The organism is Limnohabitans sp. 63ED37-2 (assembly GCF_001412535.1).
GTDB lineage: Bacteria > Pseudomonadota > Gammaproteobacteria > Burkholderiales > Burkholderiaceae_C > Limnohabitans_A.
The window spans coordinates 2,122,414-2,138,986 of sequence record NZ_CP011774.1 but is presented as its reverse complement, the minus strand read 5'-3'; the positions used below and the strand labels follow the sequence as shown (position 1 = coordinate 2,138,986).

The 16,573-nt window shown below is 59.5% G+C and carries 16 protein-coding genes; 9 read left to right on the top strand and 7 right to left on the bottom strand.

The window, feature by feature from the left end:
* Nucleotides 1-51: 51 nt before the first annotated feature.
* From L63ED372_RS10135 to L63ED372_RS10110, 6 genes are all read right to left on the bottom strand, one after another.
* Nucleotides 52-1,206, bottom strand: a complete 1,155-nt coding sequence (locus L63ED372_RS10135; protein WP_062407925.1) for an alpha-hydroxy acid oxidase — start codon at nucleotides 1,204-1,206, stop codon at nucleotides 52-54.
* A gap of 154 nt (nucleotides 1,207-1,360) precedes the next feature.
* The gene (locus L63ED372_RS10130; protein WP_062405823.1) at nucleotides 1,361-2,182 is read right to left on the bottom strand and encodes an NAD-dependent epimerase/dehydratase family protein; all 822 of its coding nucleotides are present in this window, start codon (nucleotides 2,180-2,182) and stop codon (nucleotides 1,361-1,363) included.
* 14 nt (nucleotides 2,183-2,196) lie between these two features.
* Complete coding sequence (locus L63ED372_RS10125) at nucleotides 2,197-2,961, bottom strand: HpcH/HpaI aldolase family protein (RefSeq protein ID WP_062405821.1); 765 nt, start codon at nucleotides 2,959-2,961, stop codon at nucleotides 2,197-2,199.
* Between the two features lie 33 nt (nucleotides 2,962-2,994).
* A complete protein-coding gene (locus tag L63ED372_RS10120; protein WP_062407923.1) occupies nucleotides 2,995-3,879 on the bottom strand; it encodes a 2-hydroxy-3-oxopropionate reductase in 885 nt (294 codons plus the stop codon).
* A gap of 32 nt (nucleotides 3,880-3,911) precedes the next feature.
* Entirely contained in the window at nucleotides 3,912-5,249 is a 1,338-nt protein-coding gene (gudD, locus tag L63ED372_RS10115; RefSeq protein ID WP_062405819.1) for a glucarate dehydratase, read from the bottom strand.
* An 82-nt stretch (nucleotides 5,250-5,331) separates the two neighbouring features.
* Entirely contained in the window at nucleotides 5,332-6,066 is a 735-nt protein-coding gene (locus tag L63ED372_RS10110) for a FadR/GntR family transcriptional regulator (protein WP_062405817.1), read from the bottom strand.
* A gap of 120 nt (nucleotides 6,067-6,186) precedes the next feature.
* Between L63ED372_RS10110 and L63ED372_RS10105 the strand changes: the two genes are divergently transcribed.
* Genes L63ED372_RS10105 through L63ED372_RS10065 form a run of 9 tightly spaced genes read left to right on the top strand, consistent with a single transcriptional unit; the run spans nucleotide 6,187 to nucleotide 15,988 of the window.
* Entirely contained in the window at nucleotides 6,187-7,095 is a 909-nt protein-coding gene (locus L63ED372_RS10105) for an SMP-30/gluconolactonase/LRE family protein (protein ID WP_062405815.1), read from the top strand.
* 37 nt (nucleotides 7,096-7,132) lie between these two features.
* Nucleotides 7,133-8,095 (top strand): TRAP transporter substrate-binding protein, encoded by a 963-nt coding sequence (locus L63ED372_RS10100; protein WP_062405814.1) that lies wholly within the window; start codon nucleotides 7,133-7,135, stop codon nucleotides 8,093-8,095.
* 56 nt (nucleotides 8,096-8,151) lie between these two features.
* Nucleotides 8,152-8,640, top strand: a complete 489-nt coding sequence (locus tag L63ED372_RS10095; protein ID WP_062405812.1) for a TRAP transporter small permease — start codon at nucleotides 8,152-8,154, stop codon at nucleotides 8,638-8,640.
* A gap of 2 nt (nucleotides 8,641-8,642) precedes the next feature.
* On the top strand, nucleotides 8,643-9,932 hold the full coding sequence (locus tag L63ED372_RS10090; RefSeq protein ID WP_062405810.1) for a TRAP transporter large permease: 1,290 nt from the start codon (nucleotides 8,643-8,645) through the stop codon (nucleotides 9,930-9,932).
* A gap of 9 nt (nucleotides 9,933-9,941) precedes the next feature.
* Entirely contained in the window at nucleotides 9,942-11,228 is a 1,287-nt protein-coding gene (locus L63ED372_RS10085; protein ID WP_062407921.1) for an enolase C-terminal domain-like protein, read from the top strand.
* 14 nt (nucleotides 11,229-11,242) lie between these two features.
* Nucleotides 11,243-12,820 carry a galactarate dehydratase gene (gene garD, locus L63ED372_RS10080; RefSeq protein ID WP_156343610.1) on the top strand — a complete coding sequence of 526 codons (1,578 nt, stop codon included), beginning with the start codon at nucleotides 11,243-11,245 and terminating at the stop codon, nucleotides 12,818-12,820.
* A gap of 51 nt (nucleotides 12,821-12,871) precedes the next feature.
* Nucleotides 12,872-13,852, top strand: a complete 981-nt coding sequence (locus L63ED372_RS10075; RefSeq protein ID WP_062405805.1) for a Bug family tripartite tricarboxylate transporter substrate binding protein — start codon at nucleotides 12,872-12,874, stop codon at nucleotides 13,850-13,852.
* Nucleotides 13,853-13,864: 12 nt separating this feature from the next.
* Nucleotides 13,865-14,983: an L-talarate/galactarate dehydratase gene (locus tag L63ED372_RS10070; protein WP_062405804.1), complete on the top strand. Its 1,119-nt coding sequence runs from the start codon at nucleotides 13,865-13,867 to the stop codon at nucleotides 14,981-14,983.
* Between the two features lie 33 nt (nucleotides 14,984-15,016).
* Nucleotides 15,017-15,988, top strand: coding sequence for a Bug family tripartite tricarboxylate transporter substrate binding protein (locus L63ED372_RS10065; protein ID WP_156343609.1), 972 nt, complete (start codon nucleotides 15,017-15,019; stop codon nucleotides 15,986-15,988).
* 56 nt (nucleotides 15,989-16,044) lie between these two features.
* Here the strand turns inward: L63ED372_RS10065 and L63ED372_RS10060 are convergent, their stop codons facing one another.
* A complete protein-coding gene (locus tag L63ED372_RS10060) occupies nucleotides 16,045-16,545 on the bottom strand; it encodes a bacteriohemerythrin (protein ID WP_062407916.1) in 501 nt (166 codons plus the stop codon).
* Between the last annotated feature and the right edge of the window lie 28 nt (nucleotides 16,546-16,573).

Below are 16,573 nucleotides of genomic sequence, written 5' to 3'. Positions count from 1 at the left end.
GAGCAGTCGGGGCGGAAGTCACCCCCAAAGCATAGCGCGGCTCGAGGCCGATCAAGCCTTCGGAAATGTGCCCGGCAGCAAGATGTTGGTGTTGACGTTCTGGATGTTGGTGTGACCGCAAAAGGCCATGGTCACATCCAGCTCTTTGTGGATGATTTGCAGGGCTTTGGTCACACCTTCTTCGCCCATGGCGCCCAGGCCATAGACCATGGCGCGGCCAATCATCACACCCTTGGCGCCCAGCGCCCAGGCCTTGAGCACGTCTTGGCCGCTGCGGATGCCGCCGTCCATCCAGACTTCAATCTGGTCGCCCACAGCAGCGACGATGGCGGGCAGGGCTTCGATGCTGCTGGGGGCGCCGTCGAGCTGGCGGCCGCCGTGGTTGCTGACCACAATCGCGTCGGCACCGCTGGCCACGGCCAGCTTGGCGTCTTCCACGTCCATGATGCCCTTCAAGATCAGCTTGCCGCCCCATTGCTTCTTGACCCAAGCGATGTCTTCCCAGTTGAGGGTTGGGTCAAACTGTTCGTTGGTCCACGAGGCCAGGGACTTCATGTTGGTCACGGCTTTGACGTGGCCCACCAGGTTGCCAAAGGTGTGGCGTTTGGTCCCGGCCATGCCCAGGCACCAGCGTGGTTTGGTCATCAGGTTGATGATGTTGGCGATGGTGGGGCGGGGGGGCGCGGTCAGGCCGTTTTTGAGGTCTTTGTGGCGCTGGCCGATCACCTGCAGGTCGAGTGTGAGCACCATGGCGCTCACATTGGCAGCTTTGCAGCGGTCGATCATGCGGGCCATGGCTTCGCGGTCGCGCATCATGTAAAGCTGAAACCAGAACGGCGCTTGGGTGTGGGCCGCGATGTCTTCAATCGAGCAGATGCTCATGGTCGACAGGGTGAAGGGGATGCCGAACTTCTTGGCGGCCATGGCGGCGTGCATTTCGCCGTCGGCGTGCTGCATGCCCGTCAGGCCCACGGGGGCGATGCACACGGGCATTTTGGTGTCGATGCCGACCATCTTGGTGGCAGTCGTGCGGTTTTCCATGTTCACCGCCACGCGCTGGCGCAGCTTGATCTTGTGGAAGTCCGTCTCGTTGGCGCGGTAGGTGCCCTCGGTCCAGGAGCCGCTGTCGGCGTAGTCATAAAACATGCGCGGCACGCGCTTTTCGGCCAGAACGCGCAGGTCTTCGATGTTGGTGATCACGGGCATGGGGGTCTCCTGCTGGGGGTAGAGCGATTTTTGAAAGTCGCCCATCGTAGCCGCAGGCCTTGCCGGTCGCTGTGAAACTTGGGACAGCCCCTTTGAAATTTATTGTGGGGCTGCTGGGTAAATGCTCCCCAGATCAGGCTTGGGGGGCGTGTGCTTAACCGTGTGGCGTGGCTTTGACGAAGGCGCCGCCTTGGTAAATGGCAGCTGGATCATTCTTGTCGATGGTTTGCTGGCGGGCTTCGACGGCGGGACGAAAGACGTCAGACGAATCCTGCGGCCGGTAACCGATGTGTTTGGCGTGGGTGTTGTCCCACCAAGTGGTCTGGTTGTCCGACATGCCGTAGATGATGCTGTGGCCGACGATGGGGGCGGTGAGGGCGGCCACCACCAGGCGTTCCAAGTCGTCGTAGCTGAGGTAGGTGGCCAGCATGCGGCGGTCCTTGGGTTCGGTGAAAGAGGAGCCAATGCGCAGGCTCACCGTTTCGATGCCCCAGCGGTCCCAGTACAGCTGAGCCAGGTCTTCGCCAAAGGCTTTGGACAGGCCATAAAACCCGTCGGGTTTGGGCGGCATGCGGGTGTTGACGACTTCGTCTTGGCGGTAAAAACCCGTCACATGGTTGGAGCTGGCAAACACGATGCGCTGAACACCCTTCAGGCGTGCGGCTTCGTACAGGTTGACCATGCCCACAATGTTGCCCGCCAAAATCGGGTCCCAAGGCTGTTCGATCGAGACGCCGCCCATGTGCACCACGGCGTTCACGCCGTCGAGCAATGCCATCATCTGGTCCTTGTCTTCCAAGGAGGCGAGTTGGACTTCCTCTCCGGCTGTTGCAGGTTCCAGTTCGCGACGGTGGCTGACGCGCAGCACGTCGCAATAGGCTTTGAGCCGAGGCCGCAAAACTTGCCCCAGGTTGCCGCCCGCGCCTGTGAGCAGCAAGCGGGGGAATCGGATGGTCGAGGCGGGGGTATTCAGCATGTCTTGTGTTCTGTTCAGGATTTGAAACGGCCAGCCAAGGCCGTGGCGCTGTCGCGCAGTACGTTTTGATCGGCACCCACGGCCACAAACAGGCAGCCTTGGTCCACATAGTGTTTGGCCAAGGTTTCGTCGCCGGTCAAGATGCCCGCCGCTTTGCCGCAGGCCTTGATGCGGGCAATCGACTCGTCGATGACTTTCAGCACATCCGGGTGTTTCGGGTTGCCCAGGTGGCCGAGCGCTGCCGACAAGTCGCCGGGGCCGATGAACACACCGTCCACGCCGTCCACGTTGGCGATGGCTTCGATGTTTTGCAGGCCTTGCACAGTTTCGACCTGAAGCAGCACGCAAATTTCTTCGCTGCTGTGTTGGGCATAGCCCTTCACCCGGCCATAGTGGCTGGCGCGGGGTGCACCCGCATAACCGCGCACACCGTGCGGTGGGTAACGGGTGTAGGACACGGCTTGTTGGGCTTCTTCTTCGGTCTGGATGTAGGGCACCAACAGGGTTTGCACGCCGACATCAAGCAAGCGTTTGAAGGTCACCATGTCGTTCCACGGTGGGCGCACGATGGGCGTGGTGGGGCTGCCCTTCATGGCTTGCAACTGCGCCACGATTTCCGTCAGGTCGTTGGGTGAGTGCTCCATGTCCAGCAGCAGCCAGTCAAAGTTGCAATGCGCCAAAATTTCGGTGCTGATGTTGCTGCACAGGTGCGACCACAGACCAATTTGCTTTTGGCCGGATTGGATGGCGTGTTTGAAATGATTGATGGGCATGTCCATGGTGTTTTTCTCTTTTTGGGGAATGGAAAAAGTTCAGTTGCCTGCAACCTGGAAATTGGCCGCGATCTCGAGTGCACGGACGATGCCGGAGTGGTCCCATGCTGCGCCGCCATGCGCCACGCAGGTGTTCATCAGTTGCTGAGCGTTGGCCGTGTTGGGCAGGCTCAGGCCCATGGCCTTGGCGCCTTCCAGCGCCAGGTTCAGGTCTTTCTGGTGCAACTCGATACGGAAGCCCGGGTTGAAGGTGCGCTTGATCATGCGCTCGCCATGCAACTCCAGAATGCGGCTGGTGGCCAAGCCCCCCATCAGGGCTTGGCGCACTTTGGCCGGGTCGGCACCGGCTTTGGCCGCGAAGAGCAGGGCTTCGCCCACGGCCTCGATGTTGAGCGCCACGATGATTTGGTTGGCCACTTTGCAGGTCTGGCCGCTGCCGTTGTCACCGATCAGGGTGATGTTCTTGCCCATCAGCGCAAACAGCGGCTGCACCTTGTTGAAGGTGGCTTCAGAGCCGCCGACCATGATGGTCAGGCTGGCCGCTTTGGCGCCCACTTCGCCGCCAGACACTGGAGCATCCAGATAGTCACAACCCAGGGCGTTGATCTTGGCTGCGAAGGCCTTGGTGGCGATGGGTGAGATGGAGCTCATGTCCACCACCGTTTTGCCAGCGCTCAAGCCTTTGGCCACACCCTGCTCGCCAAACAGCACGTCTTCCACATGCGGGGTGTCGGGCACCATGGTGAAAATGATGTCGGCTTTTTGTGCGACTTCGGCAGGGCTGGCGCAGGCTTTGGCGCCTTGTTCGAGCACGGCAGCAGGCACGCCGCTGCGCGAAAAAGCAAAGACTTCGTGGCCGCCAGCGAGCAGGTGCCCGGCCATGGGCACGCCCATGATGCCCAAGCCAATGAATCCGAGTTTCATGGTGTTTCCTTTGATGAGAATGGCCCGGGTGGTCAGCGCACCATGCAAGGCATTTTGTTGTTGAATTTCCAACCGGGGATCAGGTATTGCATCGCGATGGCGTCATCGCGAGCGCCCAGGCCGTGTTGTTGGTAAAGCTGGTTGGCTTGCATGACTGCGTCCATGTCCACCTCGATGCCCAATCCAGGTTTCGCGGGCACATCGACATAGCCGTCTTTGATTTGCAGCGGGTCTTTGGTGAGGAACTGGCCGTCTTGCCAGATCCAGTGGGTGTCGATGGCGGTGACTTTGCCGGGTGCGGCGGCTGCGCATTGGGTGAACATGGCGAGCGAAATGTCGAAATGGTTGTTGGAGTGCGAGCCCCAGGTCAGGTCATACATCTGGCACAGCTGCGCCACACGCACCGAGCCTTGCAGTGTCCAGAAATGCGGGTCGGCCAGCGGGATGTCGACCGACTGCAGCTGGATGCTGTGGGCCATTTCGCGCCAGTCGGTGGCCACCATGTTGGTGGCCGTCAGCAAGCCCGTGGCACGGCGGAATTCGGCCATGACCTCGCGGCCCGAGAACACGCCTTCTGCGCCGCAGGGGTCTTCGGCATAAGCCATGGTGCTGCGGTGGTCACGCAGTAAGCGAATCGCGTCTTTGAGCAGCCAGCCGCCATTGGGGTCGAGCGTGATGCGGGCTTTGGGGAAGCGCTCATGCAGCGCCACGATGGCTTCGACTTCTTCCTCGCCGCGCAGCACGCCGCCCTTGAGTTTGAAGTCTTGAAAGCCGTAGCGCTCTTGCGCGGCTTCGGCCAAGCGCACCACGGCCTCGGCCGTCATGGCTTTTTCGTGGCGAAGGCGCAACCAGTCGTCGGCTTGGTCGGGCTCGCTTCTGTAAGCCAGATCGGTTTGCTGGCGGTCGCCCACATAAAACAGATAGCCCAGCATTTGCACACGGCTGCGTTGCTGCCCATCGCCGAGCAGGGCACATACAGGCACGTTCAGGTGCTGGCCCAGCAAATCCAGCAAAGCCGACTCGACGGCGGTGACGGCGTGGATGGTGGTGCGCAGGTCAAAAGTCTGGTTGCCCCGGCCGCCGCTGTCGCGGTCGGCAAACTGCTGGCGCATGGCGTTCAGCACTTGCTTGTAATTGCCAATGGGCAGGCCCTCAATCAGCGGGCGGGCGTCTTCCAGCGTCTGGCGAATTTTTTCGCCTCCGGGAACTTCGCCCAAGCCAGTATGGCCAGACGAGTCGGTCAGGATGACGATGTTACGGGTGAAGAAGGGGCCGTGAGCGCCGCTCAAGTTGAGCAGCATGCCGTCGTGGCCTGCCACAGGGATCACCTGCATGCGGGTGACGACAGGGGTGGAGGAAGACTGGGACATGGAGGGATTGCTTGTTTATTTGACAGACATCGTACAACTCAAACCCACATTGTGTGATGCGTGTTAACCCTTGGCGGTGTCCTTAGTGGTGGCTGGAAGCGCCTTTTTTGTGCCGGTCGCGGCTGTTGGACAGGTGGGTGCGCATGGCTGCGCGGGCCGATTCGGCGTCTTGCGCGGTAATCGCGTTCAGGATGCTTTCGTGCTCCTGGTGCACGCGCCGCAAATAAGCCAATCGGGTGGCATCGATGGCGGGTGAGGTCTGCAGCCGTGCACGCGGGATGGATTGCGATCCCAGCGAATTCATCATGTCGGCGAAGTGGTTGTTTTGGGTGGCACGGGCGATTTCGTGGTGGAACTGAAAGTCTGCGGCGATGGCGTCACGGCCTTCTTCGATGGCGCTGGAGAAGGCGCTCATGGCCTCTTGCATGACCCGCAAATTGGCGTCGGTGCGCCTTACCGCGGCCAAGGCTGCAGCTTCGGTTTCGATGCTGATGCGCAACTCCAGCAGGGCAATCACATCGTGCAGGGTGCTCAGTTGGCTGGGGTTGATGCGGAAAGACGGGGACTCCGATTGCGCCAGCACAAAAGTGCCGATGCCGTGGCGCGTCTCGACCAGCCCGGCCGCTTGGAGTTTGGAAATCGCTTCACGCACCACCGTGCGGCTCACGCCAAAACGTTCCATGATGGCTGCTTCGGTGGGCAATTTCTGGCCGCTGCTCAGGGTGCCGTTCTGGATTTCGGTGCTCAGCTGATCCACCAATTCATAGGTCAGGCTGCGTGATTTGCGCTTTTCTGGGTCGGCTTGTGGGGTGTTCATCGGGTAAATACGCATTCCAGTTTGGATGGAGGGCTCTCACAATCAACTTGTACGACAACTGATCACATCAAGTCATTGAGGCGAATGTAGCAGAACACCGCAGACCATGGCCACTTTTTCATGAACGCATACCAAACCATCGCAGACACAGCTGACCGTGTGGGCGAATCCCCTGTGTGGGATGTTCGTGCCCAGCGTTTGTGGTGGGTGGACATCGAAGGCGGCTACGTTCGCAGCACCGTCCCGGGCCAGGCTGAGGCTGTGCAGTCTTGGCGGATGCCCGAGCGCGTGGGCTGCATCGCTCTCACACCAGTTCAGGGTCAATTGATCGCCGCCATGGAAACCGGCATCGCTCGTGTGACCTTGCACCCAGACGGTCAGGTGAGCACCGTTTGGTTGGCCCACATCCAACACCCGGCTCCTGGCATGCGCTTCAACGACGGGCGTTGCGACGCCAGTGGCCGTCTGTGGGTGGGCACCATGGTGATGGACATGTCTTTGGCTTCTGACTTGGGTGGTTTGTATTGCCTGGACGAGCGGGGCCTGACCGGGCCGCACGTCACAGGCTTGCTCACCCCCAATGGCTTGGGGCTCAGCCCCGATGGGGGCACTTTGTATTTGTCGGATTCGCACCCCAAGGTGCAAAAAATTTGGGCCTTTGATCTGGACGCCGCGAGTGGCAACTTGAGCAATCGCCGTTTGTTTGTGGACATGAACGACTGGCCTGGCCGACCCGATGGTGCGGCGGTCGATGCGCAAGGGCTTTATTGGATCTGCGCCAACGACGCCGGGCAGATTCACGCTTTCGATGCGCAGGGTCAGTGGCAGCAATCGCTCACGGTGCCCATGCCCAAGCCGTCCATGTGCGCCTTTGGTGGCGCCGATCTGGACCAGATGTTGGTGACCTCCATCATTCCTGCACAAACCAAAGACGCCACGCGTGGCCAAAGTGGTGCTGTGATTGCCTTGCAGCCTGGCGTGCGCGGAATGCCTGAGCCTGTTTTTTCCCGTTTTCCCGCCAGTGTGTAACGTGTTTTTCAACCAATTAAACCCAGGAGACAACGCCATGAAACTGAACAAATCCCTGATGGCCCTTGCTGCTGCTTTGGCCTTGTCCGCTCAAGCCACAGAATTCCGCTCGGCCGACATCCACAACGCCGATGACTACCCCACCGTGGTCGCGGTCAAGCACATGAGCACCGTCCTCGAGAAGTTGTCGGGTGGCAAACACAAAATCAAGGTGTTCAACAAAGGCGCTTTGGGCTCCGAAAAAGAAACCATCGACCAAGTCAAGATTGGTGCACTGGATCTGGTGCGTGTGAACGTGGCCCCCATGAACGGTGTTTGCCCCATGACCATGGTGCCCACCATGCCCTTCTTGTTCCGCTCGGTAGACCACATGCGCAAGTCGCTGGACGGCCCTGTTGGCGCAGAAATCTTGAAAAGCTGCGAATCGGTTGGTTTTGTGGGTCTGGCTTTTTATGACAGCGGCGCACGTTCCATTTATGCCAAAAAACCCATCAAAACCGTGGCCGACACCAAGGGCATGAAAATTCGGGTGCAGCAATCTGACCTGTGGGTGGCGCTGGTCAGTGCCATGGGTGCCAACGCCACGCCCATGCCTTATGGCGAGGTTTACACCGGCCTCAAAACAGGGTTGATCGACGCGGCAGAAAACAACATCCCGTCTTTTGACACCGCTAAGCACGTGGAAGCCGTCAAGGTCTATTCCAAGACCGAGCACTCCATGGCGCCTGAGATTTTGGTGATGTCCAAAGTGGTGTGGGACAAGTTGCCTGCCAACGAGCAAGCCATGATTCGCCAGGCCGCCAAAGAGTCGGTGGCGGTGCAGCGCAAGGCCTGGGACGAAGCCGAAGGCAAGTCGCTGGCCAACGTGAAGGCCGCAGGTGCCGAGATCGTGGAAGTGGACAAGCGTTCCTTTCAGGCTGTCATGGGCCCCGTCTACGACAAGTTCATGACCACGCCTGACATGAAGCGTGCGATCAAAACGATCCAAGACATCAAATAAACGCGTCATTGGCATTCCTGATGCCCCCGGTGAAGAGCCGGGGGCTGGAGCTTTTCATGTTCACCAAGTTTTGTGCGACCGTCTCCAAGATCTGTTTGGTGTTGGCCGTGATCGGATTGATCGCCGTGATCCTGTGTGTGCAGTGGCAGGTCATCGGTCGCTACGTGCTCAACGACACACCGACTTGGGCCGAAGCCTTGGCCATGCTGATCGTGCTCTTTGTGACTGCCTTTGGCCTGGCTGTGGGGGTGCGCGATGCGGGCCACATTGGTCTAGAGTCTTTGGTGGTTTTGTTGCCCGAAAAATGGCAACACCGCATCGAGGTGTTGATCCATGCCTCGGTGGGCTTGTTTGGCTTTTTGATGGTGCAAGGTGGCTGGCTCTGGGCCAGCGCCAAGTGGGGTGAGAAAAAGCCCATGCTTCCCGTGCCCGACGGTATCGACTATGTGCCTGTGATCATTGCGGGTGCTTTGATTTTGCTTTTCTCGATTGAACACATTGTTGCGCTGGTGCAAGGCAAAGTGGTCAAGCCTGTTTGGGACTGAACATGGAACTCACCGTCCTTGCGCTGAGCTTCACGCTCCTTTTGATTTTGGGTGTGCCCGTGGCCTTTGCCATTGGCCTGTCGTCGGTGGCCACCATCATGGCCGCCGATTTGCCGGTGGCCATGGTGTTTCAGAAGATGGTCGGGGGCATGCAGGTGTTCTCCTTCCTCGCCATTCCATTTTTTGTGTTTGCCGGAGAGTTGATGCTCTACGGTGGCATTGCCGACCGCATTGTGCGATTTGCCAACAGCCTGGTGGGCCATGTGCGTGGCGGTTTGGGTATGAGCAACGTGATCGGTTGCACCATTTTTGGTGGCGTGGCCGGATCGCCCTTGGCCGATGTCTCGGCCATGGGCTCGGTCATGATTCCGCTCATGAAAAAAGAGGGTTACGACGCCGACTACGCGGTGAATGTGACCACGCACGCATCTTTGGTGGGGGCCATCATGCCCACCTCGCACAACATGATCATCTTCACGCTGGCCGCTTCGGGCCTGGCCTCGGTGAGTGTGCTGGGCTTGATTTTGGCGGGGCTGGTGCCTGCGATCATTTTGACGCTGTGCAATTTGGGCGCAGCTTACTGGGTGGCGGTGCGCCGCGGTTACCCGGTCCACGGCAATTTTCCGGGCTGGTTTGAAGTGATCAAGGCCTTTGGCGCGGCATTGCCCGGTCTGTTTGTGGTGGTCATCATTTTGGGGGGCATCTTGTCGGGTGCTTTCACCGCCACCGAGTCGGCATCGATTGCTGTGGCCTGGGCCTTGTTTGTGACGGTGATCGTTTACCGGACCTTGACCTTTCAGAATTTCCTCAAGGCTTGCGCCAAAGCTTGCAAAACCACCGGCGTGGTGCTGCTCTTGATTGGCATTTCCAACGCCTTCGGTTATTTCATGGCCTTGTATGAGGTGCCACAGATGACCGGTGCGCTGATGCAAAAAATCAGCACCGAGCCTTGGGTCATTTTCTTGATGATCAACCTCTTGTTGTTCATCTTGGGCACCTTCCTCGACATGGCCGCCACCATCTTGATTTGCACGCCGATTTTCATGCCCATTGCGATGCACTTTGGCATGGATCCGATGCAGTTCGGCATCATGCTGCTGATCAACTGCGCCTTGGGCCTGAACACGCCACCAGTGGGCTCGGTGCAATTTGTCGGCTGCGCGATTGGGGGCATATCGGTGGGGCAGGTCATGCGCACCATCGCGCCTTTTTATGGGGCATTGACCGTGGCCGTGCTCTTGGTCACCTATGTTCCTGCGTTCACTTTGTGGCTGCCGAGTTTCCTCAAGTGAGTGATTGTGATGACCCTGGCCATCCGCTATATCCGCATCACACCCATCGCGTTCCGTGATCCGCCGCTGCTCAATGCGGCGGGCATCCACGAGCCTTGGGCTTTGCGCTCGATCATCGAGATCGAAACCGCTTGTGGGCGCGTGGGCATCAACGAGACCTATGGCGACCAGTCCATGCTCGATGTGCTGGCCAAAGCCGCACCGGCATTACGGGGCCTCTCGCCCTGGGACCTCAACACCATGGAGACCCGAGTAGCCGCGCTGGTGGCGCCTGGCCAAAACGCTTCGGAGTTTTTGGGCGAACAAATTTCTTTGGCACCCGGCACCCATGTGTCTAAGAACGTGGCCAAGGTCATCAGCGCTTTTGAGGTGGCCATGCTCGATTTGCAAGGCCAACTGGCTGGCGCCCCGATCGTGGATTTGCTGGGCGGCGCTGCGCGAGACACCGTGCCCTTCAGCGCTTACCTGTTTTTCAAACACGCCGAACACATTGACAAGCCTTACAGCGCTGATGCCTATGGCGAAGGCCTGAGCCCCGAACAAATGGTGGCCCAGGCTCGGCACATGATTGCCCAATATGGCTTCAAAAGCATCAAGCTCAAAGCGGGCACCTTGCCGCCTGAGCGGGAGGTGGCGGCGCTGCTGGCACTGGCCCAAGCTTTTCCGGGTGCGCCCCTGCGGATCGACCCCAATGCCAATTGGACTGTGGCCACCAGCCTCAAGGTGGTCGAGCAGCTGCGCGGCGTGCTGGAGTATTACGAAGACCCTGCGCCTGGGCTGGACGGCATGGCCGCGATTGCCCGGCAATGTGACGTGCCCTTGGCCACGAACATGGTAGTGACGGACTACAAAGAGTTTGCTGAGAACGTGCGCCTGGGCTGCCCAGTGCGGATTGTGCTGTCTGACCACCACTATTGGGGTGGCCTGCGCACCACGCAGCAGCTCTCGCGCCTTTGCCAGACCTTTGACATGGGCCTGTCCATGCACTCCAACTCGCACCTGGGCATCAGCCTGACGGCGATGACGCACCTTGCTGCTTCGGTGCCGCATTTGGCCTACGCCTGTGATACCCATTACCCCTGGCAAGACGACGAAGTGGTGCAGGGCGGACGCCTGAAGTTTGAAAACGGCAGCCTGCGCGTGCCACGCACACCGGGCCTGGGTGTCACCATCGATCCAGAAGCGCTGGCCCGTTTGCACCACAACTACGTGCATTGCGGCATCCGCAACCGCGATGATTTGGGTCAAATGCGCAAATACGACCCCAGTTTCACGGGCAAACAGCCCCGCTTTTGAGCCCTTTGATGGTCATGAACACTTCCATTCGCCCTCTGGCCATCCGCATGCACCCGGATGACAACGTGGCCATCATCGCCAACGATGGTGGCTTGCCTGCTGGCACGGTCATGCCCGAGGGTCCTGCGACCGGTTTGGTGTTGCGTGACAAAGTCCCGCAAGGCCACAAGGTGGCTTTGACCGACATCGCTGCGGGTCAAGCCGTGCTCCGCTACAACGTGCCCGTGGGTTACGCCCGCGAATCCATTGCAGCAGGCAGCTGGGTGCATGAGCGTTTGCTCGACATTCCGTCTGCACGGGAGCTGCAAGGTTTGCCCATGGCCACCCGGCCAGCACCTGCCTGGCTACCGCTCGAGGGCCATACCTTTGAAGGCTATGTGAATGCCGATGGCTCGGTCGGCACGCGCAATCTGCTGGCCATCACCACCACGGTGCAATGTGTGGCGGGTGTGGTCAAGATTGCAGTGGATCGCATTGAGCGCGAGTTGCTGCCGCTTTACCCGAATGTGGACGGCGTGGTGGGTCTGGAGCACAGTTACGGTTGTGGTGTGGCCATTGACGCGCCAGGTGCCGAGATTCCTATCCGCACCTTGCGTAACATCAGCCTGAACCCTAATTTTGGCGGCGAGGTCATGGTGGTGAGCCTGGGCTGCGAGAAGCTGCAACCCTCGCGCCTCTTGCCACCCGGCAGCTTCCCGATCCACGATAGCCGTGACAAGGCGCAAGGCCCTGACTTGGTGTGCCTGCAAGACGATGAGCACGTCGGCTTCATGTCCATGATCGACAGCATCGTGCAAGGTGCCAAACCCCACTTGGAACGCTTGAATGCTCGCAAGCGCCAGACTGTGCCCGCGAGTGCGCTGGTGGTGGGGGTTCAGTGTGGTGGCAGCGACGCGTTTTCTGGCGTGACCGCCAACCCAGCGGTGGGCTACATGGCTGACCTGATCGTGCGCTCGGGCGGTACGGTGATGTTTTCTGAAAACACCGAAGTGCGTGACGCCGTGGAGCAACTGACCAGCCGCTCAGCTACACATGCAGTGGCCGAAGATGTGGTGCGTGAACTCGGCTGGTACGACCAGTACCTTGACCGTGGTCGCGTGGACCGCACGGCCAACACCACGCCGGGCAACAAGGCGGGCGGTTTATCCAACATCGCCGAAAAAGCCATGGGCTCGATCATCAAGAGTGGCAGCGGCGCCATTGCCAGCGTGCTCGCCCCCGGCGACAAGCTCAAGCCAGATCAAAAAGGCCTGGTGTTCGCGGCCACGCCTGCCAGCGATTTCATCTGCGGCACTTTGCAACTGGCCGCTGGCATGAATGTGCATGTGTTCACCACAGGCCGGGGCACCCCCTATGGCCTGCAAGCCTGCCCAGTGGTCAAGGTGGCGACCCGCAGTGACTTGGCACGCCGCTGGCACGACCTGATGGATTTCAACGCGGGTCAGATCGCCGATGGCGAGATGACGATTGAAGACGCGGGCTGGGCGCTGTTTCGCATGCTGCTCGAAACCGCCAGCGGCAAAAAAACCTGGGCCGAGCACTGGAAGCTGCACAACGCGCTGGTGCTTTTCAATCCGGCTCCGATCACCTGAAAACCCAAGCACCCATTGACTTTTTTGACACGACAACACCAGGAGACAAAGATGATGAAAAAACGCCAACTGCTCACCGCGATCGGCCTTGCTGGTCTGGGCTTGCTCAGCCAAGGTCAAGCCTTGGCCCAAGCGGATTACCCCAACAAACCGATCAAACTGATCGTGGCCTTTCCACCCGGCGGCACCAGCGATGTCATGGGCCGCTTGATGGCTGAGGAGCTGACCAAAGTCCTCAAACAGCCCGTGGTCGTCGAGAACATTGGTGGCGCAGGCGGCATTGTCGGCACCGATCGCGCCGTCAAGATGCCTGCAGATGGTTACACCATCATCCAGACCGGCGTGGGCCAGAACGCTGTGGCGCATGGCTTGGATCCCAACATCAAGTACAACTCGGTGACCGATTTCATTCACCTCACGCAAGTGCATTCGGGCCCCAATGTGCTGTTGGTTCATCCTTCTTTGCCGTTCAAGACGGTGAAAGAGTTGGTGGAGCATGCCAAGAAGAATCCAGGCAAATTGGATTACGGCTACACCCATGCTGCCTCTGGACACATGGCGATGGAGCTGTTTAAGCAGACGGCTGGCATTTTCCTGACGGGCATTCCCTACCGCGGCGGCGGCCCCATGCTGAATGATTTGCTGGCCGGTACCGTGCCCATGGTCTTTTTGAATCAGGATGTGGCGCTGCCCCATGTCAAAGCCGGCAAGCTGCGGGCACTGGCCGTGACCAGCAAAGAGCGCAATGCCCTGTACCCGGATGTACCGACCGTGGCCGAATCCGGTTACAAGGGTTTTGAAGCGCTGTCCTGGTCGGGCTTGTCAGTGGCTAAGGGCACACCCCAGCCCATCGTGGACAAGCTTGAGGCGGCCATGGCGCAAGCCATGCAGTCGGCCAATTTCAAGCAACGCCTGACTTCGACCGGCTTTGTGATTCCCGCCCAAGGCAGCAAGCCTTACACCGAGTTCGTCAAATCCGAGTTGGACCAGTGGACCCGTGTGATCAAGACCGCCGGTATCAAACCCCAGTAAGAAAGCCGATCCATGTCCGATGCCATATCTTGGGTACGTGTCTCTGCCTGCACTTTGCCGCTGGCCACGCCGATCAGCGACGCCAAGGTGCTGACGGGCCGGCAAAAGCCGATGACTGAAATCGCCATCCTGTTTGTCGAGATCAAAACCAAGGATGGCGCTGAGGGTGTGGGTTTCAGTTACTCCAAACGCGCTGGAGGACCCGGCCAGTTTGCCCATGCCAAAGAAATCGCCCCGGTCTTAATAGGCGAAGACCCGAACGACATTGCCAAACTCTGGGACAAGCTGTGCTGGGCGGGTGCTTCGGTTGGCCGCAGCGGCCTTTCAGTACAGGCCATCGGGGCTTTTGATGTGGCGCTGTGGGACCTGAAAGCCAAACGCGCAGGCTTGTCTTTGGCCAAGTTGCTGGGCACGCACCGCGACAGCGTGCGCTGTTACAACACATCGGGCGGTTTTTTGCACACACCACTCGATCAGCTCTTGGTCAACGCTTCGGCCTCGGTGGCCAAGGGCATTGGTGGCATCAAGCTCAAAGTGGGTCAGCCCGACTGCGACAAAGACATCGAACGCGTGAGCGCCGTGCGACAGCATCTGGGCGATCGTTTTCCGATCATGGTGGACGCCAACCAACAATGGGACCGCCCCACCGCGCAGCGCATGTGCCGCCGCTTGGAGCCGATGAACTTGGTCTGGATCGAAGAGCCTTTGGACGCCTATGACCATGAAGGCCATGCCGCGCTGGCTGTGCAGTTTGATACCCCGATTGCCACGGGTGAGATGCTGACCAGCGTGCAAGAGCACTGGGACCTGATTCGCCACCGCGCCGCCGATTTCCTGATGGCCGATGGCCCTCGTGTGGGCGGCATCACCCCTTTCCTCAAGATTGCGCAGTTGGCCGAACACGCTGGTGTCATGCTGGCCCCGCACTTTGCGATGGAGCTGCACATCCATTTGGCTGCAGCCTACAAAACCGAGCCCTGGGTGGAGCACTTTGAATGGCTGGAGCCCTTGTTCAATGAACGCATCCAGATCAAAGACGGCCGCATGCTGGTGCCAACCTTGCCAGGTTTGGGTGTGTCGCTCAGTGAGAAGGCGCGTCGCTGGACACAAAGCAGTGTTGAGTTTTCGTGATGACTGTGTATCTTTTACAAACCGGAGATTGTGATGAAAAAGCCTTTTTTGTTGGCTGCATTGGCAGCGGTTCTGATGACGCCCACGGTACCGGCTTGGGCCCAGGCGAGTTACCCCACCAAGCCGATCAAAATCGTGGTGCCCTTCCCAGCGGGTGGCACTTCCGATGTCTTGGCCCGCATAGTGGGTCAGAAGATGACCGAAAGCTGGGGCCAGCCCGTGGTGATCGAAAACCGTCCCGGCTCCAGTGGCAACTTGGGTGCCGATCTGGTGGCCAAATCACCCGCTGACGGCCACACCCTGGTGCTGATGGACGTGGGCAATCTGGTGATCAGCCCGGCTTTGTTCAAGCTGCCTTTTAATGTCGAGAAAGACTTTGCCCCTGTGGCCATGGTGGCCTATTCACCCCATTTGCTGGCCGTGAGCACCAAAGTGCCCGCCAACACCCCTGCCGAATTGGTGGCCTACGCCAAGGCGCAAAAGGGCAAGCTCAATTACGCCGTGGCTGCAGGCATGGGCAGCGCTTCGCATTTGGCGGGTGTCATGTACGCGCAGCGCAACGGCATAGAGTGGGGTTATGTGCCCTACAAAGGTGGCGCTCAAGCCATCACCGATTTGATCGGCGGTCAAGTGGACGTCATGTTCAATGGCATGGTGGCCACCTATCCACACGTCAAGGCGGGCAAGATCAAATTGATCGCGATCTCCAGCAACCAACGCAATGCGCAAATGCCCGGCACGCCGACCGTGGCTGAGAGCTTGCCTGGCTTTTTGACGGGCAGTTTTCAAGGGCTTCTGGCCCCAGCAGGCACCCCCAAGGCGGTCGTTGACAAGCTGAATGCCGAGGTTCAACGCATTGCCGCCTTGCCAGAGATCAAAGAGCGTTTGACGGCCTTGGGCGCCGAGCCCTCGGGCATGACACCCGACCAATTTGGCCAATGGATGCGAGCAGAAATTCCAGCGATGGCCAAGATCGTCAAGGACGAAAAAATCACGGTGGAGTGATCTTTCCCCAGTCCCTCCCAACCTGCCCAGGTTGGAGGGCTAAAAGGGGAGGGTGTTCAGCTGCAGCTGACGCTGCCGCAGCCCGACATGGTCACGTTTTGGATGGCAGAAGGGTCGGCCAGGGTTTCGGTCACGCTGTCAAAACCCACCGATTTGAGGTGTGCCGCCAGCCCTGCGTCCATGCTGTTGGCATGACCCGGGAACCACTCGGCCAGCGCTTCGGCCATGCGGGTGATGATGGTGGGGTCGCTGTCTAGGTAATGGGCTTCGACCACACGCATGGTCTCCAAAATCGTGGCGTGGTGCTCGGCGTGGCAGTTGTCTGCAGAAAACCCGGTGGCCAGCATCCAGCGCTCTTCTTGCGCAAAGTGCTCGACCGTGTGGTCCAAAAAAGCCTTGTAGACCGGGAGTTGCTGGTCTTCGGGGGTGGCCAGAATCTGGTTGATCATGTCCACAAACTCTTGGTGCGTTTCGTCCATGCGGGCGTCGCCCGTGTAGAGCGAGTCGGTCCAGGGCATCAGAGTGGGGGCGGTGGTGAGTGTTGCGGTGGTGGTCATGAAAATGGCAGTCAGCAATCAGGGCAAG